Here is a 24,142-nt window from a genome sequence, read left to right on the forward strand (position 1 = left end):
AAACCAGTTTGGTGCTTATTGCATGAGAGATACACCTGTTCCCATGTCGAACACAGCAGTTAAGTCTCATTACGCCGGAAGTAGTTGGGGGTTGCCCCCTGTGAGATATGGTCGGTGCCAAGCGAATTAAAGCGACTGAGAAGCCGCTTTTATTGGGAGTTTAGCTCAGCTAACGCGTAGCGTTTGTTTCGAGGATTGCGTAGCAACCGTAGAAACAGGTCAGTTGAGTTAAGCTCCCACCATGGGAGTTTAGCTCAGCTGGGAGAGCATCTGCCTTACAAGCAGAGGGTCGGGGGTTCGAACCCCTCAACTCCCATTAGGTCTCGTAGTGTAGTGGTTATCACGTCGCCCTGTCACGGCGAAGATCGCGGGTTCAAGTCCCGTCGAGACCGTTAAAACATAAAGTAATGTTTTAAAACCACAAGGAATTGTGGGTACCAAGTATTGACTCGTTAGCTCAGTTGGTAGAGCAATTGACTTTTAATCAATGGGTCGCTGGTTCGAGCCCAGCACGGGTCATAAAGCGGATGTGGCGGAATTGGCAGACGCACTAGATTTAGGATCTAGCGCTTTACGGCGTGGGGGTTCAAGTCCCTTCATCCGCATTGTTTAACTGAGTTGAGCGATTGTTTGACTTGGGTTAAATATGCCTTAGCCGGCTTAGCTCAGTTGGTAGAGCATCTGATTTGTAATCAGAGGGTCGCGTGTTCAAATCATGTAGCCGGCATTAATTAAATAAATAGATATGCGAAAGTAGTTCAGTGGTAGAACATCACCTTGCCAAGGTGGGGGTCGCGGGTTCGAACCCCGTCTTTCGCTTATGCTAGAGGTAAGCCGGGGTGGCGGAACTGGCAGACGCACAGGACTTAAAATCCTGCGAAGGGTGACCTTCGTACCGGTTCGATTCCGGTCCTCGGCATCGCTAGAGATAGCGGTGGATTTTACTTTAAGGAGCACCCTTGGCTCAACTGGATAGAGTACCTGACTACGAATCAGGCGGTTGCAGGTTCGAATCCTGCAGGGTGCATATTTCAAAAGCGAAAGTCGATAAGCTAGCTTATCAGCGTAGCGTTGAAATATGTATGGGAAGTTCTGATTGCGAGAGCAATCAGAACGCAGTGAGCTTGACGTAGTCAAGACAAGTTGCCAATACATGATATAAATCGGGAAGTAGCTCAGCTTGGTAGAGTACTTGGTTTGGGACCAAGGTGTCGCAGGTTCGAATCCTGTCTTCCCGATAATTGACGACTGATTTCAGTCGTTTTTTTGTACATACGATTATTGACTTAAATTTGTTATAATAAAAAGAGATAACTGAGGTGATGAAATGAGAGTTGTTTCGGGAGAATATGGGGGTAGAACCCTCAAAACATTAGAGGGTAAAAACACACGTCCTACAGGAGATAAAGTCAGAGCAGCTATTTTTTCTATGCTTGGACAATACTTTGAGGGTGGACTTGTTTTAGATTTATATTCGGGTTCAGGTGGTCTTGCAATTGAAGCGATTTCTCGTGGATGTGATAGGGCGATCATGGTCGAAAAAGATCGGCAGGCCCAGCAAGTGATTCAAGCTAATATTGACATGACAAAAGATAATGAGCGCTTTACCTTGATGAAAATGACATCAGATAAAGCCATTTCATTATTAAATGAGCCTTTCGATTTAGTGTTTTTAGACCCACCCTATGCTAAAGAACAAATTGTTAAGGATATTGAAAAACTAGAAGATAGAGGACTTCTATCGCCAGATGTGATGATTGTTTGTGAAACAGATAAATCTGTTGAGCTACCCGATACCATAGCGACCTTCAGCCTTATTAAGCAAAAAACTTATGGTATTTCGAAAGTGAGTCTATATGAACGCAATTGAAAAGGCATATTGGCAGAAGTTTGAAGCGGCTGCTGACATTGAATCACCAATATTTGGTTCAAGCTGGTCATTTGGAGCGACAGCTGAAATGGCGGATGACTTAGGTCAACTTGTGCTTGAAGGTAAGAAAACAGGCACTACTTCTGCGGTTGTTTTCTATGAACTTGAAGGGATTGCTTTTCCAACAGAGAACAAAGTCTATGATATTTTGTTAAATGGTTCGAATGAACCGATTGCGATTTTGCAGACTAAAAAAATTAAACGTTTTATGTTCAATGATGTAACAGAAGAAATGGCGCGTTTAGAAGGTGAAGGCGATTTATCAGTCGCCTACTGGCAGGCAGTACATCGTGCTTTTTTTAAGACGGCTTTTATCAAAGAAAATTTAGTCTATGATGAAGACAAACTTGCGTTATTATACGAAGAATTTGAGGTAGTTTATAAATGAAGATCGGTTTATATACAGGGACATTTGACCCAATTACCAATGGTCATTTGGATATCATCCACCGCGCTGCAAAACTTTTCGATAAACTTTATGTCGGTATTTTCAACAACGACAATAAAAATCCCTTCTTTTCATCAATTGAGCGGGCAGAGATAATGCGCCAACTACTGACGGATTCTGAGCACATTGAAATCATCGTTCACGAATCGGATTTAACGGTCAATGTTGCTCAGAAATTGGGCGTGACGGCCCTAGTTCGAAGCGTGAGAAATGCGCAAGACCTAGACTATGAGTCAGCCATGATTTATTTTAACCAAGAGATGACCGGTGTTGAGACTGTTCTGCTCGCGGCCAGTCCAGAACTTCAGTATGTGAGTAGCTCGAGAATGAAAGAATTAGCACACTTTGGTGTTGATGTGTCAAAATGGGTGCCGGAGCTTGTCGCACTTGAATTGGAGAAAAAATTTGAGCAAAAATAAAAAGTCATTTATAACAAAACGTTGGGGGATTGTTAGCGTTGTTGGTATTCTAATCCTACTTGGTGTTCTACTCCCCCTACCGTACTATGTTGAGATGCCTGGCACGACTGAAAATGTTGTTGAGATGATTAAGGTCGATCAAGCACCATTGTCCAAAAAATCAGAAAAAGGGTCTTTAAATTTAACGACTGTTTCAATGATGCGGGCAACGGGTGCAAGTTTGATTTATGCAGCGTTAACGGATTTTACGGATGTTTATAGTAAAGAAGATATGATGGGAAATCAGTCGGACGCTGACTATACGCGAATGAATGCTTTTTACATGGCAAGTGCGCAGAATGCTGCTATATATGAGGCGTTTAAACTGGCTGGTAAGCCCTTTGATTTAGAATATAAGGGCGTATATGTCTTAGATGTGATGAAGGAGTCAACGTTTAAGGATGTCTTGCATATCGCAGATACGGTGACGGGTGTCAATGGGCAAAGTTTCAAATCATCTGAAGAATTAATGACCTATATCAAATCTCAAAAGATTGGTGCTAAGATTTCGGTTCAGTACTTGGATGAATCGGGGGCGTCCAAGTCAGCAGATGGTAAAACGATTAAGATTTCAGATGGCAAGGCTGGTATTGGGATTACACTGGTTGACCACACAGCCATTAAGAGTAGGCCAGAAGTGACAATTGATGCAGGGTCGATTGGAGGTCCGTCAGCCGGAATGATGTTCACGCTTGAAATTTACGCTCAATTGACAGGTCAGGATTTAACGCGAGGTCGAGAAATTGCTGGTACTGGGACAATTGAAAAGGATGGTAAGATTGGGCGAATTGGTGGGATTGATAAAAAAATAGCTACCGCGAGTCGAAATGGTGCTAAAATTTTCTTAGCGCCTGATGATGAAATTACGAAAGAAATGAAAAAAGCTGAGCCTGATGTTAAATCAAACTATCAAGAGGCACTAGCTGCTGCTAAAAAATTGAACACCAAGATGAAGATTGTACCTGTAAAAACAGTGCAGGATGCCATTAATTATTTGGAGAAATCTTAAAAAATAACCTTGAGTTCACCAGCTCAGGAAAAAAGAAAAGTTGCTCAGAAGATTGTGAAATTATTTTCTGAGCAACTTTTTTTGATGACTTTGTGAAAAAAGTTGCTTGATTTTACGGTGTTAAAAACGAATTAATTAATAAATTCACAAAGTTGATAATTTCACAAATGATAAATTTTTAAATATCACTTTACAAACGCTTTCAGTGTGATATAATAAGGTCATAAAGGTAAGTTAATTATTTCACTAACTTATCTAAACCTAATCGTAACTACCATTTTTAGGCATGATGCTGAAGGTATTACCACTTTGATAGAAAATAAGGGGTTGTCGTGAACAAGCGTGACTTGTGAGGGCAAAAATCTTTTTGACTAGAAGGTAAACTCGAAGTTCAAATTTAAGGAGAGAAAAGATGGCTACAAAAACTGTAGAGAAAACTGAAACATTTGACGTTGCTGGCATGATTGATGAGCTTGCTGTTAAAGGGGCAGAAGCGCTCAAAGGTCTTGAAAAATTAAATCAAGAACAAATCGACCATATCGTGCATGAAATGAGTATGGCAGCGCTTGACAAACACATGCCACTTGCCAAATTGGCCGTGGAAGAAACTGGTCGCGGTATCTATGAAGATAAAGCCATCAAAAATATGTATGCGTCTGAGTATATTTGGAACGCGATCAAAGATAACAAAACAGTTGGCGTTATCAATGAAGATAAAGAAGCTGGTATCGTTGAAATTGCTGAACCAGTCGGCGTTATCTGCGGTGTAACCCCAACAACTAACCCAACGTCAACAACAATTTTCAAATCTATGATTGCGATTAAAACACGTAATCCAATCATCTTTGCTTTCCATCCGTCAGCACAAAAATCTTCTGCAGCAGCAGCACAAATCGTCTTAGATGCCGCAGTTGCAGCAGGTGCGCCTGAAGACTGTATCCAATGGGTAACAACACCTTCAATTGAAGCGACTGGTCTTTTGATGAACCACCCAACAATTGCAACGGTCTTGGCAACTGGTGGTGCAGGCATGGTTAAATCAGCTTACTCAACTGGTAAACCAGCACTTGGTGTAGGCCCTGGTAATACACCTGCTTATATTACAAAAGATGCTAAAATCAAACGTGCAGTGAATGACTTGTTCCTTTCGAAAACATTTGACAACGGTATGATTTGTGCGTCTGAGCAAGCAATCATCGTTGATAACGAAGTTTACAACGAAGTTAAAGAAGAATTCTTGGCACACAATGCATATATCGTATCATCTAAAGCTGAATTGGCAAAACTTCAAGCAGCAGTCATGTTACCTGACGGTCATGCGGTTAACCCTAAAATCGTTGGTTACTCAGCTAAATATATCGCTGAATTAGCAGGGATCAAAGTACCAGAAGAAACAAAATTGCTCATCGTTGAAATTGCTGGTGTTGGTGCTGACTTCCCGTTATCACGTGAAAAATTATCACCAGTCTTGGCAATGGTTAAAGCTAATTCAACTGAAGAAGGTCTTGACCTTTGTGAAGCGATGCTTGACCTTGGTGGTCTTGGTCATACGGCTGTTATCCACACAGAAGATGAAGACTTGCAAATCCAGTTTGGTATTCGCATGAAAGCTTGTCGTATCCTTGTGAATACGCCAGCAGCTGAAGGTGGTATTGGTAATATTTACAATGAAATGTTGCCATCATTGACACTTGGTTGTGGTTCATATGGTCATAACTCAGTTTCACATAACGTATCAGCAGTAGATTTGATTAACGTTAAAACGCTTGCTAAACGGAGAAATAATATGCAATGGTTCAAATTGCCACCAAAAGTTTACTTTGAAAAAAATTCAATCACTTACTTGCAACAAATTAAAGCTGAACGTGTCATGCTTGTTTGTGACCCAGGTATGGTTCAATTTGGCTATGCTGACCTTGTTCGTAAACAACTTGAAAAAAATCCTCATGACCCACGTGTTGAAGTTTTCTCTGATGTAGAACCTAACCCGTCTACAAACACCGTTTATAAAGGTCTTGAAATGTTCAATAGTTTCCAACCGGATGTGGTTATCGCACTCGGTGGTGGTTCAGCAATGGATGCGGCTAAAGGTATGTGGATGTTCTTCGAACACCCAGATACATCATTCTTCGGCGCTAAACAAAAATTCCTTGATATCCGTAAGCGTGCTTATAAGATTGAATACGCTGAAAAAGCAACCTTCATCTGTATTCCAACAACATCTGGTACAGGTTCAGAAGTAACACCATTTGCGGTTATTACTGACTCGGAAGATCATACTAAATACCCACTTGCTGACTACGCTTTGACGCCAGATGTAGCAATCATCGACCCACAACTCGTGATGTCAGTACCAGCTAGCGTGACTGCTGATACAGGTATGGACGTCTTGACACACGCGATTGAATCATATGTTTCAGTTATGGCATCTGACTATACACGTGGTCTGTCATTGCAAGCTATCAAGATTGTCTTTGAATATCTTGAAAAATCAGTTAAGACTGGTGATGCTGAATCTCGTGAGAAAATGCATAATGCCTCTACAATGGCTGGTATGGCCTTCGCCAATGCCTTCCTCGGTATTTGTCACTCAATCGCCCACAAAGTTGGTGGTGCTTGGAATATTCCTCACGGACGTACAAATGCGATTCTGTTACCACATATCATCCGTTACAACGCGAAAGACCCTCAAAAACATGCGATGTTCCCTAAATATGACTTCTTCCGTGCGGATGAAGATTATGCAGACATTGCGCGTTTCTTAGGCCTTAAAGGTAACACTACTGCTGAATTAGTTGAAGCACTTGCAACTGCTGTTTACAATCTTGGTATCGCAACTGGTATCGAAATGAATTGGCAAGCACAAGGCTTGACTAAGAAACAAATGGATGCAGAAATTGATCACTTGGCTGAAAAAGCTTATGAAGACCAATGTACAACTGCTAATCCAAAAGAACCTTTGATCTCTGAATTGAAAGGTATCATTGAAATAGCTTATGACTATAAAGGCTAAGCGAATATGATGTCTAAAAAAACTTACAAACAAATGCTTGTAAGTTTTTTTGTGCTTGGTGTTTATAAATATGTTATACTATGGCAAAATGGAGGGGTGCTATGGAACTGTTTGATATTTATGATGATGAGCGTAACCGAACTGGGAGAACAGCTGAGCGCAACCAGAAACTTAAAGGTGGTGAGCATCAGTTGATTGTCCATGTGAATATTATGAATACGCAAAATCAACTCTTGATTCAGCAACGTCAGCCCCATAAGCCTGATTGGCCTGGCTATTGGGATATTAGCGTGGGCGGTGGTGTGCAAGCTGGAGAGACAAGCAGAGAGGCAGCTGAGCGTGAAGTTTTCGAAGAATTAGGGTTAGAAATTGATTTAGCACAAACCGTACCCTATTTTTGGATACACTTTCCGAATGGCTTTGCTGATGAATATATCGTTCATCAGGACCTGAATTTGGGAAAGCTGAATTTACAGCCTACAGAAGTGCAGGGGGTTAAGTGGGCGAGTTATGATGAGGTGATGTGCATGATGAAAGAAGGCACTTTCTTTCCTTATCAGCGTTCAATGCTTGAATTGATTTTTAGTTTTTCTGAAATAGGAGACAAAACATGATTGAAGTGAGAAAAGCAAGAATTGATGACCATGCGATGATTTATCGACTTGGTCAAGAGACGCTAGGTTATGATTTAGATGAAGTGTTTAGTCAAACACGTCTACTAGACGTTTTGTCAAAACCTGCTAATCAAATTTTTGTGGCTTTTGTTGATGGGGAACCTGCTGGCTATGTTCACATTCAGGACTATGACGTGACATATGCCATTCCCTATAAAAATATATTAGGGCTAGCTGTTTTTGAGCAATTTCAAGGGCAAGGTGTCGGTAAAAGTCTGATGCAAGCAGCAGAAGATTTTGCACAAACTGACGGCGCATCAGGTATTCGCTTGAATTCAGGGGAAGGTCGACACGATGCTCACTTATTTTACGAGCGAGTGGGCTACGAACGGGTTAAATCACAAGCAAACTTTAGAAAAGTGTTTTGATGGAAAAACTGACACTAGCCGTGACCATTGACCGACCCGTAGGTTTTAATCACCATGGCACGATTTATCCCGTAAATTACGGCTACGTCGCGGGGGTAATAGGTGGTGATGGGGAGGCGCAGGATGTCTACATTTTAACGGAAGATGACAAGCCTCTGGAGAGTTTTACAGGAGAGTTAATCGCAGTCGTCCACCGTGAGGATGATGTTGAGACCAAGTGGGTGGTGACAGACTTCGGAAAAAGTTATACAACCGATGACATCATGACAAGAATCGCGTTTATGGCACAATATTTTGAGTCAACAATTGAAATGGTGGAGGATTAAATGACACAAGATTTGACAGTAGATATTGCGGAAGGTCGCTTAAATATTCGAGTTGCCGCAATCATTCAACAAGATGATAAGATTTTGGTATCACAATGGCCTAACGGGACAATCTCTTTAGTAGGCGGACGCGTTGCCCTCGGAGAAACAACGCAAGCCGCGATTAGCCGTGAAGTAGCTGAGGAAACAGGCTTAATTGTGGAAGCGGCTAGTTTATGTGCGATGATAGAGAATTATTTCAAATATGATGACACATTTTATCATGAGTTTTTATATGTCTATAACGTAACGACTAATACTTTAGAGTTTGACCAATCAGCACTCGATTTTGAAAGTCAAGATATCTTGTGGTTGCCAATTAGTGAAAGTGCTAGCTTGCAGCCAGAGATTTTATCTGATATTGTCAGAGATAAGCGTGATCAAATATTACACCTTGTGAATCAAGAAGCTAATCTCGTGTCATAAACAACGGTGTCATAGTGGTACAATGTAACTTTAGAGAAAGACAGTCAAAAAACCTCTTGATTTAAGTTCAAGAGGTTTTTTGATAAATTTTATGGCTCATATTTGTTTTTGTAGTGCTCTCCCCAGGTCATCATAGAATTGAGAACAGTATCTAAAGATTGCCCAAGCGGTGTTAAGGAATATTCCACGCGTGGGGGAACCTCTGCATAAACTTTGCGCGTGACAATACCAGATGTTTCGAGTTGTCTCAGATTATCAGTTAATACTTTTTGGGAAATACTACCAATGGAACGTTTTAAGACACTAAAACGCTTTGTTTCAACTAATAGGTCACGGATGATTAAGAATTTCCATTTATTGCCGATAAGAGAAAGGGTTAATTCTACAGGTCACGCGGGGAGTGATTTTTCATTTTCGATGATGCAAACCTCCAATAGTTACAAAAAGATACCTAGGTAATATAATAGTGCCTACTTACATTTTTTCTACTTATAAGTTATTATATACTTGTAGTCAAGATATAGCAAGTTGATATAGAAAATAAGGGGTAAATAAGATGAGCAAATTTTTAGTTGTCGCGGCAAATGGTAAAGCGGGTCAAAAGATTGTGAATGAACTGATAGCGCGTGATTTGGATGTGACAGTGGCTGTCCGTCAAGCAAACAAAACACAAGCCAGTCAAGTTATTATTAAAGATTTATTTGAGTTAACCGTTTCTGATGTGAAAAACTTTGATATTGTGATTGACGCATTTGGCGCCTGGGCGCCGGAGGCACTTCAACAACACACCACATCTTTAGAGCATTTGGCTGCTATTCTGGCACCGAATGCACGTTTGGTTGTTGTTGGAGGTGCGGGGTCTCTCTATTTGGATGCGAGTCACACGGTGGCTTTAAAAGATAGTTCTGGTTTTCCGGATGCTTTTAAACCACTTGCGAGTGCAATGGGTGAAGGATTGGCGCGTTTGCGGACACTTGATGTTGATTGGACTTATATTTCGCCAGCGGCTGATTTTGTCGCGGATGGGGAAAGAAAGGGTCACTACGTGATTGAGGGGGAAGTTTTTACGACGGACGATAAGGGTGTGAGTCAAATATCGTATGCTGACTATGCGATGGCCTTGGTTGATATTGCGACAAGTGGTCGTTATCAGAAGGAACGTCACTCGGTTAGATGGTGAAAAAATCGCATTGAATTTCGTGATTTTTTACTTACGAAGAAAAAATATTTGTGTTATACTAAAGATAATTTACTGCGTATAATGGTTCAGCGTAAAGGTTGCTACCCGATTTTAGTCGGGTGCCCTTTGCGCTGTTTTTGCAGTAAATATATAGAAAAGAAGAGGTTAATTACCCAATGGATTTTTATATGAAGTTACCCCGAAACGGCAAAGAATTTGTTTTATTTCTTGCGATAGTCGCCATTATTTCGGTTAATATCATTGCACCAGTTATTTCAGGATTCGAGGTCGGATTTAGTTTAGAGACATGGGGGCATACCCTTGCGTCAATGCCATTTTTGTTAGTGGCAATCGTAGCTTTTGTTTTGCTGACGCACATGCCTGCAGAAAAGGTAGCAGCTAAAATAACAGAAGAGACGGATAGCTTTAATGCCAAAATAACGATAACGATTTTGATTAATGTCGCGATGATGTCAGTGTTAATGACTATCGTAGGTGCGATGATTGCAACGAAAACAATTAGTTTAGCACCTTTCCAACATTTCTTTTATAAATGGCCAAGAAACTTCACAATTGCGATGCTTACAGAAATGTTGATTGCTCAACCAGTTGCACGTTATGCCATGTATCGACTCCATTTAAAAAAGTAATAAACACTTGAGAAATGCCATTTCTGAGAAATAGATATATAATAAAAGAGGAGGAAAATCAAATGAAAATTACTTATCACAATGCAGGCAATGCGCCAGAAACTAAAACTTTTAAAGATATAGCTGAGTTTCTAATGTTGCAAAATCGTGAAATTCCAGCGATTCAAGATCACTATGAAGTAGATGAGCTCTATGTTGGTGATGAGAAAGTTGATTTTAAAGGGACAATTGGCGATTTGTTTGATAAATACAACAAATAAGTCTTGTCAAATCAGGAAAAACCGTGTATAATTAAATGGTTGCCGTAAAAATATGCGGGAACTTAAACCACATTTTGACATGATCGTCCCGTAGTGCTAGCTTTAAAAGTGAGTAGCGGGGCGAGTTGACGGTCAAAAGAGGAAAAAAACTATTTTAAAAGGAGACTAGCTCATGGCAGTCATTTCAATGAAACAACTACTCGAAGCGGGTGTTCACTTCGGTCACCAAACACGCCGTTGGAACCCAAAAATGAAACCTTACATCTTTACAGAACGTAACGGTATTCACGTTATCGATTTACAAAAAACAGTTAAACTTGCTGACGACGCTTACAACTATGTACGCGAAGCTGCAGCAAACGGTGCTGTTGTTCTCTTCGTAGGCACTAAAAAACAAGCTGCTGAAGCTGTTAAAGAAGAAGCAACTCGTGCTGGTCAATACTACATCAACCACCGTTGGTTGGGTGGTACTTTGACTAACTGGGGTACAATCCAAAAACGTATCGCACGTTTGAAAGAAATCAACAAAATGGAAGAAGACGGCACTTTTGAAGTCCTTCCTAAAAAAGAAGTTGTTTTGCTTAACAAACAACGTGATCGCTTAGAAAAATTCTTGGGCGGTATCGCTGATATGCCACGTATCCCTGATCTTATCTACATCGTGGATCCACATAAAGAGCAAATCGCTGTTCAAGAAGCAACTAAATTGAATATTCCAATCGTAGCTATGGTTGATACAAACGCAGATCCTGATCCAATTGACGTGATCATCCCTGCCAATGACGATGCTATTCGTGCGGTTAAATTGATTACAGGTAAAATGGCTGATGCGATCATCGAAGGTCGTCAAGGCGAAGATTCTGTTGAAGCTGAAGATGCAAACGTATCAGAACCAGCATCATCTGAATCAATCGAAGAATTGGTAGAAGTTGTGGAAGGTTCAAACTAAGCATAAGCTTAGTTTGAATTAACCAATGAGGAAACACGAAGTGTTTTTTCAAGAACTAATAGGGAAATACAACTCATCTGGGTTTGATAGACCTTGACGTTTTACCAAATATCTAACATAAAAAATCGAAAGAGGGCGGGGCCTACGCCTCAGCCCTCTTTAATTATCTAAATTGAGTCTTCTTGACTTTAAGCATATTATGCTCTAAAATTTAAGTAACCCACTCAATATCTAAAAGGAGAAATCAAAAATGGCAATTACTGCAGCTCAAGTAAAAGAATTGCGTGAAAAAACTGGTGCCGGCATCATGGATGCTAAAAAAGCACTCGTTGAAGTTGATGGAGATATGGACAAAGCGATTGACTTGCTCCGTGAAAAAGGGATTGCAAAAGCAGCTAAAAAAGCTGACCGCGTCGCTGCTGAAGGTCTGACTGGTGTTTATGTTGACGGTAACGTTGCAGCACTTGTTGAAGTTAACTCAGAAACTGACTTTGTTGCAAAAAATGATCAATTTGTTGCTTTGGTTAACGAAACAGCAGAATTGATTGCTAAAAACAAACCAGCTGACAACGATGCAGCACTTGCCATTGTAACTTCTACTGGTAAAACTTTGGGAGAAGCTTATGTTGAAGCAACTTCAACAATCGGCGAAAAAATTGCTTTCCGTCGTTTCCAATTAGTCGAAAAAAATGACGACCAAAACTTCGGTGCTTACCAACATAATGGTGGTCGCATCGGTGTTATCACAGTCATCGAAGGTGGTGATGAGTCTCTTTCAAAAACAGTTGCAATGCACGTTGCGGCAATGAGCCCAAGCGTTTTGTCTGCTGAAGAACTTGATCATGACTTCATCGTTAGCGAAACAACTGCTTTGATTTCACGTATTGAAATTGAAAACGAAGACCGTAAACGTACAGGTAAAGCATTCTTGCACGTACCACAATATGGTTCAGCTGCACAATTGACTGATGATGTTTTAGCAAAAGTTGAAGCAGAATTCAAAGAAGAACTTAAAGCCGAAGGCAAACCAGAAAAAATCTGGGACAAAATTTTGCCAGGTAAAATGGCCAAATTCTTTGTTGATAATACACAAATTGACCAAGAAAATGCGCTTTTGTCACAACTTTACGTAATGGATGACAGCAAAACTGTTGCTAAATTCCTTGAGTCTAAAGATGCTAAAGCAATTACATTTGCACGTTTTGAAGTTGGCGAAGGTATCGAAAAAGCTGCTAACAACTTTGAAGCTGAAGTACAAGCAACAATGGCTGCTGCACTTGAAAATTAATCATCACGAATCAATCGTAAGAAGATAAAATAGTTGTTTGATAGTAAGCGTGATTAAAGGTATCAAAAGCTTTATTTTAAGCTTGGTATATGACACCATTAATTTTTAAAGCATCAATTAATCAAATGACTAAAAAATACACCGAAATTTAACTTCCGGTGTATTTTTTGCTTTAAATGTGGTATAATGAAACACGGAATTTGTAAATTCGAAAACAAGATATAAATGTATTAATAGACCCGTGATGGAGAGTAAATAGAATGCCAAACAGTATCATAATCGCAATCGTCGTCTTACTTGCAATCGTCGTTATTTTTTATGTGGCGTCGATGGTGCTACGCAAAAAAACAGAAGATCGAATTATTGCGCTTGAAGAGCGTAAAGAAGATTTATTTGATTTGCCAGTACAAGAAGAGATTGATGCCGTCAAAAAATTGCATCTGGTTGGACAAAGTCAGACGATTTTTCGTGAATGGAATCAAAAATGGATTGATTTGTCGTCAAACTCTTTTGCGGATTTAGAAAATCATATTTTTGAAGCAGAACAATTGAATGATTCATTCAGATTTGTTCGCGCACGTGCATCTGTTGATGCATCCGAAAGTCAGATTGAACTCATGGAAGAAGACGTGCAGTCGATTCGTGAGGGGATTTCAGAGTTAACGAAACAAGAAACAATTAATTCATCTAAAATTCAAGATTCTTTGGATTTATACCAGACTTTGCGTGCTGAAATTACAGACAATGCAGACAGATATGGTGTCGCCCTAGGTGAACTTGAGGCTCAGTTAGATAATATCGAAACTGAATTTAATCAATTTGTAGATTTGAATTCAACAGGTGACCCGATTGAGGCATCTGAAGTTTTAGAGACCGCTGAGGAGCATACAATTGCCCTAGGTGCAATTGCAGAACGTATTCCAGCTATCGTTGAGGATATGACTGTTAAATATCCAAAACAACTGGAAGAATTGGCACAAGGCTATCAAGAATTTTTAGCACAAGATTTTAAATTACCAGAATCAGTAAAAGTAGAAGAACGTTTGCAAGAAGTTCGAGATGATTTGAAACAAACGTCTATATTTGTTGAAAACTTTGAATTAGATCGTGCTGATGCGCAATTGGAACAGATTCAGTTGAATTTAGATGGTCTCTACGAAATTTTTGAGGCTGAGTACAAGGCGCGTCGTGATGTTGCCAAAAATGCTAGTATTATCAAAGATTATATTGCACATACACGAGCAAACAATAAAAATCTTCTTTTGGAGATTGATCATGTTTCTCAAGCCTATGTTTTAACAGGTAATGAGATGGGAATGATCCGTGGCTATCAAGAGCAATTGGAGCAATTAGAGGCTGGTGCCTATGAGTTGCTAGATGTGATTCAAGAAAATGCACAACCTTACAGTTTACTTGGTAAGGAAGTTGATACAATCATTTCTACACTTGATGATATTGAGAAAAACCAACTTAAAATCAGTAATGATTTGCAAGATTTACGCAAGCAAGAAAAAGCAGCGCAAGATGCAGCTGATACCTTTGACCGTGAAATTAGAATTTTAAAACGTTACGTTGAAAAACGTAATTTACCAGGTTTGCCACAAGTTTACTTGGATAAATTCTTTGCGACATCAGAGCGCGTACAGACTTTGTTTAAAGAATTAAATAAAGTGAAAGTGAATATTGATGGCGTTAATCATTTGGTTGATGTGACAACGGAAGATTTGTCGAATCTTAAAGATGCAACGGATGAATTGGTAGACAAAGCACGTTTGGCGGAAGATTTAATGCAATATGCCAATCGGTACAAAACAACGAATGAAGCGATTGCCAAGAGCATTGCGCGGGCGTATCAATTATTTGAGCGCGATCGCAATTATGCTGCATCCTACGAAGAAATTTCAGTCGCATTGGACGCAGTAGAACCGGGTGCAAGCGAGCGTATTTCAAATGTTTATCATAACACAAAAATGACACCAGATTATCGATAAGACGAAACTCGCTGAATGGCGAGTTTTTGTTTGTTTTATCAGGAATTAAATGAGGAATTGGCACATCTAATGTTAATTATGATATAATTATAGGGTATGAAATTCGAGCACAAATGTAACATGACGTGAGATGAGAGATTATTTCATCTTAACGGCTGCGATATCAAGAACATCTATGTTTGAGCTTAAAAAAGATAAAGAGAAAAAGAAAAGAGGCTTTTCATGACAAAAGGTATTATTTTAGCAGGTGGTTCAGGAACACGTTTGTATCCGTTGACACGTGCGGCAAGTAAACAATTGATGCCAATCTATGACAAACCGATGATTTATTACCCACTTTCAACTTTGATGCTTGCGGGTATCAAAGAAATCTTGATTATCTCAACACCGCAAGATTCGCCTCGTTTTGAAGAATTGTTAGGTGATGGTAGCGAGTTCGGTATTTCTTTGAGCTATGCGGTACAACCTAGTCCTGATGGTTTGGCACAAGCCTTCATTATCGGTGCTGATTTCATTGGTGATGATAATGTTGCCTTGATCCTTGGAGATAATATCTATTATGGACCAGGTATGTCAAAAATGTTAGGTCGTGCTGCGGCTAAAGAAAAAGGCGCGACAGTCTTTGGCTACCAAGTCAAAGATCCAGAACGTTTTGGTGTTGTTGAATTTGACGATAACATGCGTGCTGTCTCAGTAGAAGAAAAACCTGAACATCCAAAATCAAACTATGCCATTACTGGTCTTTATTTCTATGATAATGATGTTGTTGAAATTGCTAAAAATATCAAACCGTCACCGCGTGGCGAACTTGAAATCACAGACGTAAATGATGCTTACCTCAAACGTGGCGATTTGGATGTTGAAGTGATGGGGCGTGGTTTTGCTTGGTTGGATACAGGGACACATGAGTCACTTCTTGAAGCGGCACAATATATCGAAACTGTACAACGTATGCAAAATGTTCAAGTGGCTAACCTTGAAGAAATTGCATATCGTATGGGTTATATCACACGTGAACAAGTCATTGAATTGGCACAGTCGTTGAAGAAAAACGAATATGGTCAATACTTGTTAAGACTTGTGGAGGCTGACTAATCCATGACTGAGAACTTTTTTGAAAAGAAATTAGCTGCGCGCGAAATCGCTGAAATCCCAGGGATGTTAGAGTTCGATATTCCAGTTCATGGTGACAACCGTGGGTGGTTTAAAGAAAATTTCCAAAAGGAAAAAATGATGCCGTTAGGTTTTCCAGAAAGCTTTTTCGCTGAAGGTAAACTCCAAAATAATGTGTCATTTTCTCGAAAAAATGTTTTACGTGGTTTACACGCTGAACCTTGGGATAAGTACATTTCGGTTGCGGACAATGGTCGTGTACTTGGTGCATGGGTTGATTTACGTGAAGGCGAAAGCTTTGGTAATGTTTACCAAACAGAAATTGATGCCAGTAAAGGCATCTTCGTCCCTCGTGGGGTTGCCAATGGTTTCCAGGTGTTGAGCGACGTTGTGGCCTATAGCTATCTTGTGAACGATTACTGGGCACTTGAACTCAAACCGAAGTATGCCTTTGTGAATTATGCTGACCCAACGCTTGGCATCAAATGGGAAGACGTTGCCAATGCTGAAGTGAGTGATGCAGATAAAAATCATCCCTTGCTTAAAGATGTGACAGCTTTGACTGCTGATTTGTTGTAAGCGGTGATAAGAGGTTCTGGGGAGTTTAATATAAGATGACGACAGCTTTATTGGTAATTGATTTACAAAATGGTGTTGGTCCATTATTTGGGTTTGAAAAAGTAATTCAAAATGTCAACCAACGTATTCGTGAATACCGTGAAAACGGAGATGCTATCATTTTCATTCAGCATAATAGTGGTGAATTGAAAGTGGGAAGTGAGCCGTGGCGGTTTGTTTCTGAATTGGATATTAAGGCTGATGATAGTATAATTGCTAAAACGCAAGCCAATGCCTTTTATCAGACCGATTTAAAGCAGACTTTGGATAGTCTTGATATTGATTCACTTGAAATATGTGGTGCTCAGACTGAATATTGTATAGATGCAACGGTTAAAGCAGCCTATTATGCGGGTTATCAGATAGCAGTTACACCGAATGCCTTCTCAACTGTTGACACGCAAGAGTTTCCTGCCTCTAAAATTAATAAATTTTACCGGGGATTGTGGTCGTGGTTGCGTGAAAGTTCGCCATTAGTATAAAAATAGAAACATGACATGTAAAAGCTATATCTTCTTAGAAGTTAGCTTGAAGTTCAAATAATTGAGTTTTGGCTCCTTGGTGTTAGGGAAATAGATAAAAAGTACGCAGACACTGTCGTGTCTTTACGTCTTTTTCCTAATTCACTCCTGCGATTACTCGTCGCGGAAAAGAATTCTACACATCAAAGCAGTCGCCTCAACATCTTGATTAAGGAAGTAAAATAAATGACTGAATTAAAAAAAATAATCGTAACAGGTGGCGCGGGTTTTATTGGCTCTAACTTTGTACACTATGTGTATAATAACCACCCTGAAATTGAAAAAATTATCGTTTTAGATAAATTAACTTATGCTGGCAACAAAGCCAACATTGCTGAGATTCTTGGTGATCGTGTTGAGCTTGTCGTTGGGGACATTGCTGATGCTGATTTGGTTGATAAATTGGCAGCGCAAGTAGACGCTATTGTTCACTACGCAGCTGAGTCACACAATGACAACTCACTTAAATCTCAAGATGAGTTTATCCATACTAACTTCATTGGGACTTATACGTTAATTCAAGCGGCGCGTAAATATGATTTGCGTTTCCACCATGTCTCAACGGATGAAGTTTATGGTGATTTACCTTACCGTGAAGATTTACCAGGTCATGGCGAAGGTGAAGGGGAGAAATTTACAGACCGTACCCCTTACAACCCTAGCTCACCTTATTCTTCTACAAAAGCAGCGAGTGACTTAATCGTTCGCGCATGGGTCCGCTCATTCGGTCTTAAAGCAACGATTTCTAACTGTTCAAACAACTATGGGCCGTACCAACATATCGAGAAATTTATCCCACGTCAAATTACCAATATCTTGGCGGGCATTCGTCCAAAACTTTATGGTGATGGTAAAAATGTCCGTGACTGGATCCACACGGAAGACCATTCTTCAGGTGTTTGGACAATCCTTACAAAAGGTGTGATCGGTGAAACTTATCTAATCGGTGCTGACGGCGAAAAGAACAACAAAGAAGTCTTGGAAGAAATCTTGACTGAAATGGGTCAAGAGGCGACGGCATATGACCGCGTGACGGATCGTGCTGGTCATGACTTGCGCTATGCGATCGACAATACGAAACTTCGCACAGAGCTCGGTTGGGCGCCTAAGCATACTGACTTCGAGTCTGGCTTGAAAGAGACAATCAAGTGGTATACCGACAACAAAGACTGGTGGGAAGCTGAAAAAGCGGCTGTTGAAGCCAATTACGCTAAGTCACAAGAGGTACTTAAATGATTTTGATTACAGGGGCAAATGGTCAGTTGGGAACTGAGTTACGTTATTTACTAGATGAACGTGACGAAGATTATGTCGCAACTGATGTTTCGCAGCTTGATATCACAGATGCCGACCAAGTGGATAAAGTTTTCTCTGAAGTCAAACCAGCCTTAGTCTTTCACTGTGCAGCTTATACAGCAGTCGACAAGGCAGAAGATAAAGGTAAAGAGCTTGACTATGCCATCAATGTCACGGGAACAGAAAACATTGCGAAAGCTACCGCAACACATGGCGCAACGCTTGTTTATATCTCGTCTGATTATGTTTTTGATGGCGAAAAAACAGTCGGTGAAACTTGGTCTGAAGATGAACAGACAAATCCTCAGACTGAGTATGGTAGAACGAAAGTTATTGCTGAGCAAAAAATTCAAGAAACATTGAAACATTTCTACTTAATCAGAACAAGTTGGTTGTTTGGGAAGTATGGTAAAAACTTTGTCTCAACGATGTTGGATTTAGCAGATAAAAAAGAGAAGATTGAAGTTGTTAATGATCAACATGGTTGTCCAACATGGGCTAGAACACTCGCTGAATTTATACTTTATCTAATAGAATTTGAAAAACCGTTTGGCATCTATCACTTATCCAATCTTGGACCAACAACTTGGTATGGTTTTGCTAAAGAAATATTAAAAAATAAACCAGTAGAAATTATCCCTGTTAATAGTGAAGCGTTTTTGCAAAAAGCAAAACGGCCTAAAAATTCTGTGCTATCATTGAGGAAAGCACAGAGTGTCGGGTTTAACATACCGACTTGGCAAGATGCTTTAAAAGAAATGCTTAAGCAAGTTAGGAAATAACATGAAACACGTCTTTATCATTGGGTCACGAGGTCTTCCAGGCAAATATGGTGGCTTTGAGACATTTACAGACCAATTAGTGAGCCATAAAATTTCATCACAAATTAAATATCACGTGGCTAACTTGTCAGATACAGAAAATGGGACTCATTTTGATTATCGAGGTGCGGATGTTTTTAATGTCAATCCGATTAAAGCCGGTGGGGCGCGTGTTATCTTTTATGATATCAAAGCCCTCAATTTATCTTTGAAGATTTGTGCAGATGAAAAAATTGAGCGACCAGTATTTTATATTTTAGGCAATACAATAGGGGCTATCATCTCTTACTATGCTAGAAAAATCCATAAAATTGGTGGCATCTTGTTTGTCAATCCTGATGGACTTGAGTGGCGTCGAAGCAAGTGGTCGAAGCCCATACAAAAATACCTTAAGTTCTCAGAAAAAATGATGACTCGAAAAGCGGATTTAATCATTTCCGATAATCAAGGGATTGAAGACTATTTAAAATCTGAATATGGTGACGTGACTTCTAAAGTGCTAGCCTATGGGACAGAAACGATTGTTTCACAACCGAGCGAAGCTGATGACAAGTGGTTTGATGACCATCAAATCAAAAAGGGACATTATTTCTTGATGGTAGGTAGGTTCGTACCAGAAAACAATTTTGAACTGTTGATAAAATCGTTCATGGCTTCAACAACAACGTCAGATTTAGTGATTGTCACGAACTATGAAGATAATCCTTTTTATGAATCTTTACGAGCGAGTACATCGTTTGAACAAGATAAGAGAGTAAAATTTGTCGGAACCGTTTATGATAAAAATCTACTCTTGAAAATTCGTGAAAATGCTCAGGCCTATCTTCATGGACATGAAGTAGGTGGGACGAATCCGAGTCTCCTAGAAGCGATGTGGTCTAGTCGTCAGAATTTAGTTTTAGATGTCACATTTAATCGAAATGTTGTTTTGGATAGCGCGGTTTTATTTGATAGAGATAAGTTGACTGAAAAAATCAATCTGTCTGAAACGGTATCTGAGGATTTACAAAAACGCTCTCAAGAAATCATTTTATCATCTTATACTTGGCCAATTATCGTTCAACAATATGAGGATTTATTTTTAAACTATGAAAATTAATATTGTGATGTCGACCTATAATGGCGAACAATTTTTGGCAGAACAAATTGACTCTATTCAGCAACAAACATTTAAAGATTGGCAATTGTTGATTAGAGATGATGGGTCTAGTGATCAAACACCTGAGATTATCAAATCTTTTGTGGCACAAGATCCACGTATCGTTTTTATCAATGAACACGATCGTGAAAATTTTGGGGTCATCAAAAATTTCTTTACTTTAATTAAGCACGATAAAGCGGATTATTACTTTTTTAGTGATCAAGATGATGTATGGTTAGAAGATAAATTAGAAACAATGTTAGCCGCAGCCCGACAATATCCTGACCAGTTACCACTCATGGTTTATACAGACTTGTGTGTTGTCGATCAAAATCTCCAAGTTATGAATCAATCGATGATCCGATCTCAAAGTCATCACGCCAATACTGAATTAGTTCAGGAATTGACGGAAAATACGGTGACAGGTGGTGTAGCGATGATTAATCATGCCTTGGCTGAACAGTGGCGGACACTAGATAATATTATCATGCACGACTGGTATTTGGCGTTATTAGCAACTTCGATTGGTAAATTGGTTTATATTGATCAGCCAGGAGAGTTGTATCGACAGCATGATAACAATGTGTTAGGGGCTAGGACTTTTACAAAACGCTTAAAAACTTGGCTTTCTGGACCTTCAAAAATGCTAGAAAAATATTGGTGGCTTATTCATGCCTCACAAGCGCAAGCGGATAAAATATTACAAGAAAATGAACTGGGCGATGAACAAGAAGCAGTAATTAGAAATTACATTGCACTTGAAAGACTTCCCCAGAGCCAACGTATTAGAGTTTTACGACAATACAAATATGCTAAAAATAAATGGTTTCATACGATGATTTTTAGGTTATTGATTATGACAAGGATTGGAAATAAAAATAATAAATGAAGTTAGAAAAAAATGTAAATAATCGTTTAGGGATATTTTTCTTCTATGACAAAAAAGGCATTGTTGATAAATATGTCACTTATTTGCTAGATGATTTGACTCAAAATTTAAAAGATCTGATTATTGTCGTTAATGGTCAATTGAATCAGGAAAATCTATCACTTTTAGAACCTTATGGAAAAGTTATTCAAAGGGAAAATAAAGGCTTTGATGTTTGGGCTTATAAAGCTGGAATTGAAAGTGTTGGCTGGGATAAATTGAATCAATATGATGAATTTATCATGTTTAATAATACCATCATGGGGCCAGTTTATCCATTTAAAGAAACATTTGATAAGATGGATGAACAAGATTTGGATTTCTGGGGATTGACTAAATTCTTTGAAATTGATGGAGATCCGTTTGGTACTGTGAAGTACGGTTATGTACCAGATCACATTCAATCGCATTTTATTACGGTTAGAAAGTCACTTTTTGAAACACAGGTTTTTAGAGAGTACTGGCAAAATATGCCAATGATTACATCTTACGGCGAAGCAATTGGGTTTCATGAAGCTATTTTCACCAAAACATTTTCTGATTTAGGTTTTACCTATGATGTTTCAGTTAATGTTGATGCGTTACGTGACATGAATACTTATCCTTTGATGATGATGCCAACTAAGCTATTGTCAGATTATCGTTGTCCTATTTTCAAAAAGCGTAGCTTTTTCCACATGCCCTCAGATTTCTTAAGAAATACAACCGGTCAACAGACATCAGAACTCTATGACTATCTCAGAAATGAAACAAGTTATGATGTTGATATGATCTGGGATCCCGTCTTGAGAATCGCACCGATGTGGGATTTGGTCAAGAACCTTAATTTAGAATATACTTTACCAAGTGATGTTGCCAAAATGACAGAGGCAGAAGCAGCAAAGCAAAAAACAGTTTTCGTCATGCATTGTTACTTTGACGATTTAATTGATGAGTCCTTTGCATTGGCGGCTAAGTTTCCTGATTCAACAGATATTTTCATCACAACCAATTCGGCTGAGAAGCAAGCTTTGTTAGCAGATAAATTTAATGCCTTACCTAACAAAGTCGATGTAAGAGTAATTGCCAATAGAGGACGAGATGTCAGCAGTCTGATGGTTGGCGTAAAAGATGTGATTTTAAATTACGATATTGCCTGCTTTGCGCATGATAAAAAGACTGCTCAGATTAACCCAGGAACAGTTGGTGAATCTTTTGCCTACAAATGTTTTGAAAATGTTGCGTCAAGTTCAGATTACGTTTTAAATGCAATAGACCTCTTCGCTAAAAACCCAAGACTTGGTATTGCGTCACCTCCAGAACCGAATCATGGTGTCATGTATTCAACACTTGGATTTGAATGGGGACCTAACTTCCCGTTGACGAAAGAAGTTCATCAGGAATTAAACTTACATTCTCCGATTAGTGTCGATTCACCACCGGTTGCGCCATTAGGAACAATGTTTTGGTTTAGACCTAAGGCTTTGAAACCACTGTTTGATAGAGACTATGAGTATGAAGATTTCCCAGCAGAGCCCAATGGGATTGACGGGACATATCTTCATGCCATAGAGAGAATTTATCCTTATGTGGCACAATCAGAAGGTTACTACCCAGCGTTGATGATGTCAGATAAATTTTCTGCTGTTGAGTATCTCAATTTGAAATTTTATTTGCGCCAATTTAATCAAATTTCAGGAAATAATGGCTATGGTCCCTATTGGGAAGAAATGGTTCATGGTGTAATTGAGTCGTTTAATCAGAATATGACGATCCCACAATTGTTCAAACGCTTGACCAAAAAAATATTGATAGTCTTATTACCTCAAAACTTGATTATAGGACTTGGAAAAATAAAGAGAAAAGTAAGGAGAGTAAAATGAAGGTATTGATTACAGGTGCGAATGGTTATCTAGGACGTCACGTTGTTGATGCTGTTTTAGCAAAAGGACACGAAGTTTTGGCGAGTGATTTCAATTTTGATAATTTACCAGAGACAGTGATCAAAGTGACAACACCTATTTTTTCAGAAACGGATCAGTTATTTGAAGCATTGGGAAGTCCTGACGCTATTATCCATTTAGCTTGGCGAAATGGCTTTGTTCATAACGCCGATACGCATATTGAAGATCTACCAGCACACTATGATTTTTTGAAAAAAATGATAGATGCTGGTGTCGGACAAATGGCGATTATGGGCAGTATGCATGAAGTTGGGTATCATGAAGGTGCTGTTGTTGCAGAGACGCCAACTAACCCAACCTCTCTTTATGGTATTGCCAAAAATGCTTTGAGACAAGCTGTCGACGTTATCGCAAAGGATGCGACAACAACGATTCAATGGATGAGAGCCTATTACATCATGGGCGATGATGAGAAGAGTAACTCTATTTTTGCAAAAATTGTTAAAGCAGAAAAAGAGGGACAAGCAGAGTTCCCATTTACAACTGGTAAAAATAAATATGACTTTATCGATATTGATGAGCTTGCAGCACAGATTGCAGCGGTCATTTCTCAAAAAGAAGTCACAGGGATTATCAATGTTTCCTCTGGGGAACCCATCTCGTTAGCGGATAAAGTTGAATCTTTTATCAAGGATAATAACTTTGACATTAAATTGAAATATGGTGTTTTCCCAGATCGACCATATGACTCACCAGCAATTTGGGGAGATAATCAAAAAATTACTGAAATTTTGGAAAATCAATAAACATAG

At 39.3% G+C, this 24,142-nt stretch carries 25 protein-coding genes, 9 tRNA genes and 1 rRNA gene; 34 read left to right on the forward strand and 1 reads right to left on the reverse strand.

Annotated features, from left to right (window positions below; genetic code table 11):
- The first annotated feature begins 7 nt into the window (after positions 1–7).
- The 19 genes from rrf (at position 8) to HZR21_RS09415 (ending at position 8,691) form a co-directional block, all read left to right on the forward strand.
- Positions 8–123 (forward strand): 5S ribosomal RNA (gene rrf, locus HZR21_RS09325).
- 120 nt (positions 124–243) lie between these two features.
- Positions 244–316, forward strand: a tRNA-Val gene (locus HZR21_RS09330).
- Between the two features lie 3 nt (positions 317–319).
- Positions 320–392: transfer RNA gene (locus HZR21_RS09335), tRNA-Asp, on the forward strand.
- Positions 393–446: 54 nt separating this feature from the next.
- Positions 447–519 (forward strand) — tRNA-Lys (locus HZR21_RS09340).
- 4 nt (positions 520–523) lie between these two features.
- Positions 524–605 (forward strand) — tRNA-Leu (locus tag HZR21_RS09345).
- A gap of 49 nt (positions 606–654) precedes the next feature.
- Positions 655–727, forward strand: a tRNA-Thr gene (locus tag HZR21_RS09350).
- A 20-nt stretch (positions 728–747) separates the two neighbouring features.
- A tRNA-Gly gene (locus tag HZR21_RS09355) sits at positions 748–819 on the forward strand.
- Between the two features lie 14 nt (positions 820–833).
- A tRNA-Leu gene (locus HZR21_RS09360) sits at positions 834–919 on the forward strand.
- A 34-nt stretch (positions 920–953) separates the two neighbouring features.
- Positions 954–1,027, forward strand: a tRNA-Arg gene (locus HZR21_RS09365).
- Positions 1,028–1,164: 137 nt separating this feature from the next.
- A tRNA-Pro gene (locus tag HZR21_RS09370) sits at positions 1,165–1,238 on the forward strand.
- 89 nt (positions 1,239–1,327) lie between these two features.
- Positions 1,328–1,870, forward strand: coding sequence for a 16S rRNA (guanine(966)-N(2))-methyltransferase RsmD (gene rsmD / locus HZR21_RS09375; protein ID WP_180747421.1), 543 nt, complete (start codon positions 1,328–1,330; stop codon positions 1,868–1,870).
- On the forward strand, positions 1,857–2,318 hold the full coding sequence (locus HZR21_RS09380; protein ID WP_180747422.1) for an ASCH domain-containing protein: 462 nt from the start codon (positions 1,857–1,859) through the stop codon (positions 2,316–2,318). Before rsmD ends, HZR21_RS09380 begins: the two co-directional genes overlap by 14 nt.
- On the forward strand, positions 2,315–2,797 hold the full coding sequence (coaD, locus tag HZR21_RS09385; protein WP_180747423.1) for a pantetheine-phosphate adenylyltransferase: 483 nt from the start codon (positions 2,315–2,317) through the stop codon (positions 2,795–2,797). Before HZR21_RS09380 ends, coaD begins: the two co-directional genes overlap by 4 nt.
- Positions 2,733–3,845, forward strand: coding sequence for a SepM family pheromone-processing serine protease (locus HZR21_RS09390; RefSeq protein WP_374940028.1), 1,113 nt, complete (start codon positions 2,733–2,735; stop codon positions 3,843–3,845). The genes coaD and HZR21_RS09390 overlap by 65 nt, the downstream gene beginning before the upstream one ends.
- Before the next feature lie 412 nt (positions 3,846–4,257).
- On the forward strand, positions 4,258–6,858 hold the full coding sequence (gene adhE, locus HZR21_RS09395; RefSeq protein WP_180747425.1) for a bifunctional acetaldehyde-CoA/alcohol dehydrogenase: 2,601 nt from the start codon (positions 4,258–4,260) through the stop codon (positions 6,856–6,858).
- A 101-nt stretch (positions 6,859–6,959) separates the two neighbouring features.
- A complete protein-coding gene (locus HZR21_RS09400) occupies positions 6,960–7,472 on the forward strand; it encodes an NUDIX hydrolase (protein ID WP_180747426.1) in 513 nt (170 codons plus the stop codon).
- A complete protein-coding gene (locus tag HZR21_RS09405; protein WP_180747427.1) occupies positions 7,469–7,900 on the forward strand; it encodes a GNAT family N-acetyltransferase in 432 nt (143 codons plus the stop codon). Before HZR21_RS09400 ends, HZR21_RS09405 begins: the two co-directional genes overlap by 4 nt.
- A complete protein-coding gene (locus HZR21_RS09410; protein WP_003137188.1) occupies positions 7,900–8,226 on the forward strand; it encodes a hypothetical protein in 327 nt (108 codons plus the stop codon). The genes HZR21_RS09405 and HZR21_RS09410 overlap by 1 nt, the downstream gene beginning before the upstream one ends.
- Positions 8,227–8,691: an NUDIX domain-containing protein gene (locus HZR21_RS09415; RefSeq protein WP_180747428.1), complete on the forward strand. Its 465-nt coding sequence runs from the start codon at positions 8,227–8,229 to the stop codon at positions 8,689–8,691.
- A gap of 89 nt (positions 8,692–8,780) precedes the next feature.
- On the opposite strand, the gene HZR21_RS09420 is transcribed toward HZR21_RS09415, so the two are convergent.
- Positions 8,781–9,056: a winged helix-turn-helix transcriptional regulator gene (locus HZR21_RS09420; RefSeq protein ID WP_180747450.1), complete on the reverse strand. Its 276-nt coding sequence runs from the start codon at positions 9,054–9,056 to the stop codon at positions 8,781–8,783.
- A gap of 191 nt (positions 9,057–9,247) precedes the next feature.
- Here HZR21_RS09420 and HZR21_RS09425 point away from each other — a divergent pair, with 191 nt between their 5' ends.
- The 15 genes from HZR21_RS09425 to HZR21_RS09495 all read left to right on the forward strand — a co-directional run bounded on the left by HZR21_RS09425 (position 9,248) and on the right by HZR21_RS09495 (position 24,136).
- Entirely contained in the window at positions 9,248–9,871 is a 624-nt protein-coding gene (locus tag HZR21_RS09425; RefSeq protein ID WP_180747429.1) for an NAD(P)-dependent oxidoreductase, read from the forward strand.
- Between the two features lie 176 nt (positions 9,872–10,047).
- Complete coding sequence (locus tag HZR21_RS09430) at positions 10,048–10,521, forward strand: DUF2798 domain-containing protein (RefSeq protein ID WP_180747430.1); 474 nt, start codon at positions 10,048–10,050, stop codon at positions 10,519–10,521.
- 62 nt (positions 10,522–10,583) lie between these two features.
- Positions 10,584–10,781: a DUF4649 family protein gene (locus tag HZR21_RS09435; protein WP_003139363.1), complete on the forward strand. Its 198-nt coding sequence runs from the start codon at positions 10,584–10,586 to the stop codon at positions 10,779–10,781.
- Positions 10,782–10,953: 172 nt separating this feature from the next.
- Positions 10,954–11,730 (forward strand): 30S ribosomal protein S2, encoded by a 777-nt coding sequence (rpsB, locus tag HZR21_RS09440; protein ID WP_180747431.1) that lies wholly within the window; start codon positions 10,954–10,956, stop codon positions 11,728–11,730.
- 250 nt (positions 11,731–11,980) lie between these two features.
- Positions 11,981–13,018: a translation elongation factor Ts gene (gene tsf, locus HZR21_RS09445; protein WP_180747432.1), complete on the forward strand. Its 1,038-nt coding sequence runs from the start codon at positions 11,981–11,983 to the stop codon at positions 13,016–13,018.
- A gap of 260 nt (positions 13,019–13,278) precedes the next feature.
- On the forward strand, positions 13,279–15,009 hold the full coding sequence (ezrA, locus tag HZR21_RS09450) for a septation ring formation regulator EzrA (protein WP_180747433.1): 1,731 nt from the start codon (positions 13,279–13,281) through the stop codon (positions 15,007–15,009).
- Positions 15,010–15,231: 222 nt separating this feature from the next.
- Positions 15,232–16,104, forward strand: a complete 873-nt coding sequence (gene rfbA, locus HZR21_RS09455; RefSeq protein WP_180747434.1) for a glucose-1-phosphate thymidylyltransferase RfbA — start codon at positions 15,232–15,234, stop codon at positions 16,102–16,104.
- 3 nt (positions 16,105–16,107) lie between these two features.
- Entirely contained in the window at positions 16,108–16,701 is a 594-nt protein-coding gene (locus HZR21_RS09460; protein WP_180747435.1) for a dTDP-4-dehydrorhamnose 3,5-epimerase family protein, read from the forward strand.
- A gap of 35 nt (positions 16,702–16,736) precedes the next feature.
- Entirely contained in the window at positions 16,737–17,222 is a 486-nt protein-coding gene (locus tag HZR21_RS09465; RefSeq protein ID WP_180747436.1) for a cysteine hydrolase family protein, read from the forward strand.
- Between the two features lie 225 nt (positions 17,223–17,447).
- The gene (gene rfbB / locus HZR21_RS09470; RefSeq protein ID WP_180747437.1) at positions 17,448–18,497 is read left to right on the forward strand and encodes a dTDP-glucose 4,6-dehydratase; all 1,050 of its coding nucleotides are present in this window, start codon (positions 17,448–17,450) and stop codon (positions 18,495–18,497) included.
- A complete protein-coding gene (rfbD, locus tag HZR21_RS09475) occupies positions 18,494–19,339 on the forward strand; it encodes a dTDP-4-dehydrorhamnose reductase (RefSeq protein ID WP_180747438.1) in 846 nt (281 codons plus the stop codon). Before rfbB ends, rfbD begins: the two co-directional genes overlap by 4 nt.
- Before the next feature lies 1 nt (position 19,340).
- The gene (gene cps2T / locus HZR21_RS09480) at positions 19,341–20,477 is read left to right on the forward strand and encodes a beta 1-4 rhamnosyltransferase Cps2T (protein ID WP_180747439.1); all 1,137 of its coding nucleotides are present in this window, start codon (positions 19,341–19,343) and stop codon (positions 20,475–20,477) included.
- The gene (locus HZR21_RS09485; RefSeq protein ID WP_180747440.1) at positions 20,467–21,408 is read left to right on the forward strand and encodes a glycosyltransferase family 2 protein; all 942 of its coding nucleotides are present in this window, start codon (positions 20,467–20,469) and stop codon (positions 21,406–21,408) included. Before cps2T ends, HZR21_RS09485 begins: the two co-directional genes overlap by 11 nt.
- Positions 21,405–23,309, forward strand: coding sequence for a rhamnan synthesis F family protein (locus HZR21_RS09490; RefSeq protein WP_180747441.1), 1,905 nt, complete (start codon positions 21,405–21,407; stop codon positions 23,307–23,309). Before HZR21_RS09485 ends, HZR21_RS09490 begins: the two co-directional genes overlap by 4 nt.
- Positions 23,306–24,136, forward strand: coding sequence for an NAD-dependent epimerase/dehydratase family protein (locus HZR21_RS09495; protein WP_180747442.1), 831 nt, complete (start codon positions 23,306–23,308; stop codon positions 24,134–24,136). Before HZR21_RS09490 ends, HZR21_RS09495 begins: the two co-directional genes overlap by 4 nt.
- The last annotated feature ends 6 nt before the right edge of the window (positions 24,137–24,142 follow it).

The organism is Pseudolactococcus laudensis (assembly GCF_013449735.1).
GTDB lineage: Bacteria > Bacillota > Bacilli > Lactobacillales > Streptococcaceae > Pseudolactococcus > Pseudolactococcus laudensis.

Coding starts and splice junctions, on each gene's coding strand:
- HZR21_RS09430 (WP_180747430.1), top strand. CDS start 10,048: ATGGATTTTTATATGAAGTTACCCCGAAACGGCAAAGAATTTGTTTTA.
- rsmD (WP_180747421.1), top strand. CDS start 1,328: ATGAGAGTTGTTTCGGGAGAATATGGGGGTAGAACCCTCAAAACATTA.
- HZR21_RS09435 (WP_003139363.1), top strand. CDS start 10,584: ATGAAAATTACTTATCACAATGCAGGCAATGCGCCAGAAACTAAAACT.
- HZR21_RS09490 (WP_180747441.1), top strand. CDS start 21,405: ATGAAGTTAGAAAAAAATGTAAATAATCGTTTAGGGATATTTTTCTTC.
- rpsB (WP_180747431.1), top strand. CDS start 10,954: ATGGCAGTCATTTCAATGAAACAACTACTCGAAGCGGGTGTTCACTTC.
- HZR21_RS09495 (WP_180747442.1), top strand. CDS start 23,306: ATGAAGGTATTGATTACAGGTGCGAATGGTTATCTAGGACGTCACGTT.
- coaD (WP_180747423.1), top strand. CDS start 2,315: ATGAAGATCGGTTTATATACAGGGACATTTGACCCAATTACCAATGGT.
- HZR21_RS09425 (WP_180747429.1), top strand. CDS start 9,248: ATGAGCAAATTTTTAGTTGTCGCGGCAAATGGTAAAGCGGGTCAAAAG.
- rfbA (WP_180747434.1), top strand. CDS start 15,232: ATGACAAAAGGTATTATTTTAGCAGGTGGTTCAGGAACACGTTTGTAT.
- adhE (WP_180747425.1), top strand. CDS start 4,258: ATGGCTACAAAAACTGTAGAGAAAACTGAAACATTTGACGTTGCTGGC.
- rfbB (WP_180747437.1), top strand. CDS start 17,448: ATGACTGAATTAAAAAAAATAATCGTAACAGGTGGCGCGGGTTTTATT.
- HZR21_RS09485 (WP_180747440.1), top strand. CDS start 20,467: ATGAAAATTAATATTGTGATGTCGACCTATAATGGCGAACAATTTTTG.
- tsf (WP_180747432.1), top strand. CDS start 11,981: ATGGCAATTACTGCAGCTCAAGTAAAAGAATTGCGTGAAAAAACTGGT.
- cps2T (WP_180747439.1), top strand. CDS start 19,341: ATGAAACACGTCTTTATCATTGGGTCACGAGGTCTTCCAGGCAAATAT.
- HZR21_RS09410 (WP_003137188.1), top strand. CDS start 7,900: ATGGAAAAACTGACACTAGCCGTGACCATTGACCGACCCGTAGGTTTT.
- ezrA (WP_180747433.1), top strand. CDS start 13,279: ATGCCAAACAGTATCATAATCGCAATCGTCGTCTTACTTGCAATCGTC.
- rfbD (WP_180747438.1), top strand. CDS start 18,494: ATGATTTTGATTACAGGGGCAAATGGTCAGTTGGGAACTGAGTTACGT.
- HZR21_RS09405 (WP_180747427.1), top strand. CDS start 7,469: ATGATTGAAGTGAGAAAAGCAAGAATTGATGACCATGCGATGATTTAT.
- HZR21_RS09390 (WP_374940028.1), top strand. CDS start 2,733: ATGTGTCAAAATGGGTGCCGGAGCTTGTCGCACTTGAATTGGAGAAAA.
- HZR21_RS09400 (WP_180747426.1), top strand. CDS start 6,960: ATGGAACTGTTTGATATTTATGATGATGAGCGTAACCGAACTGGGAGA.
- HZR21_RS09415 (WP_180747428.1), top strand. CDS start 8,227: ATGACACAAGATTTGACAGTAGATATTGCGGAAGGTCGCTTAAATATT.
- HZR21_RS09460 (WP_180747435.1), top strand. CDS start 16,108: ATGACTGAGAACTTTTTTGAAAAGAAATTAGCTGCGCGCGAAATCGCT.
- HZR21_RS09380 (WP_180747422.1), top strand. CDS start 1,857: ATGAACGCAATTGAAAAGGCATATTGGCAGAAGTTTGAAGCGGCTGCT.
- HZR21_RS09465 (WP_180747436.1), top strand. CDS start 16,737: ATGACGACAGCTTTATTGGTAATTGATTTACAAAATGGTGTTGGTCCA.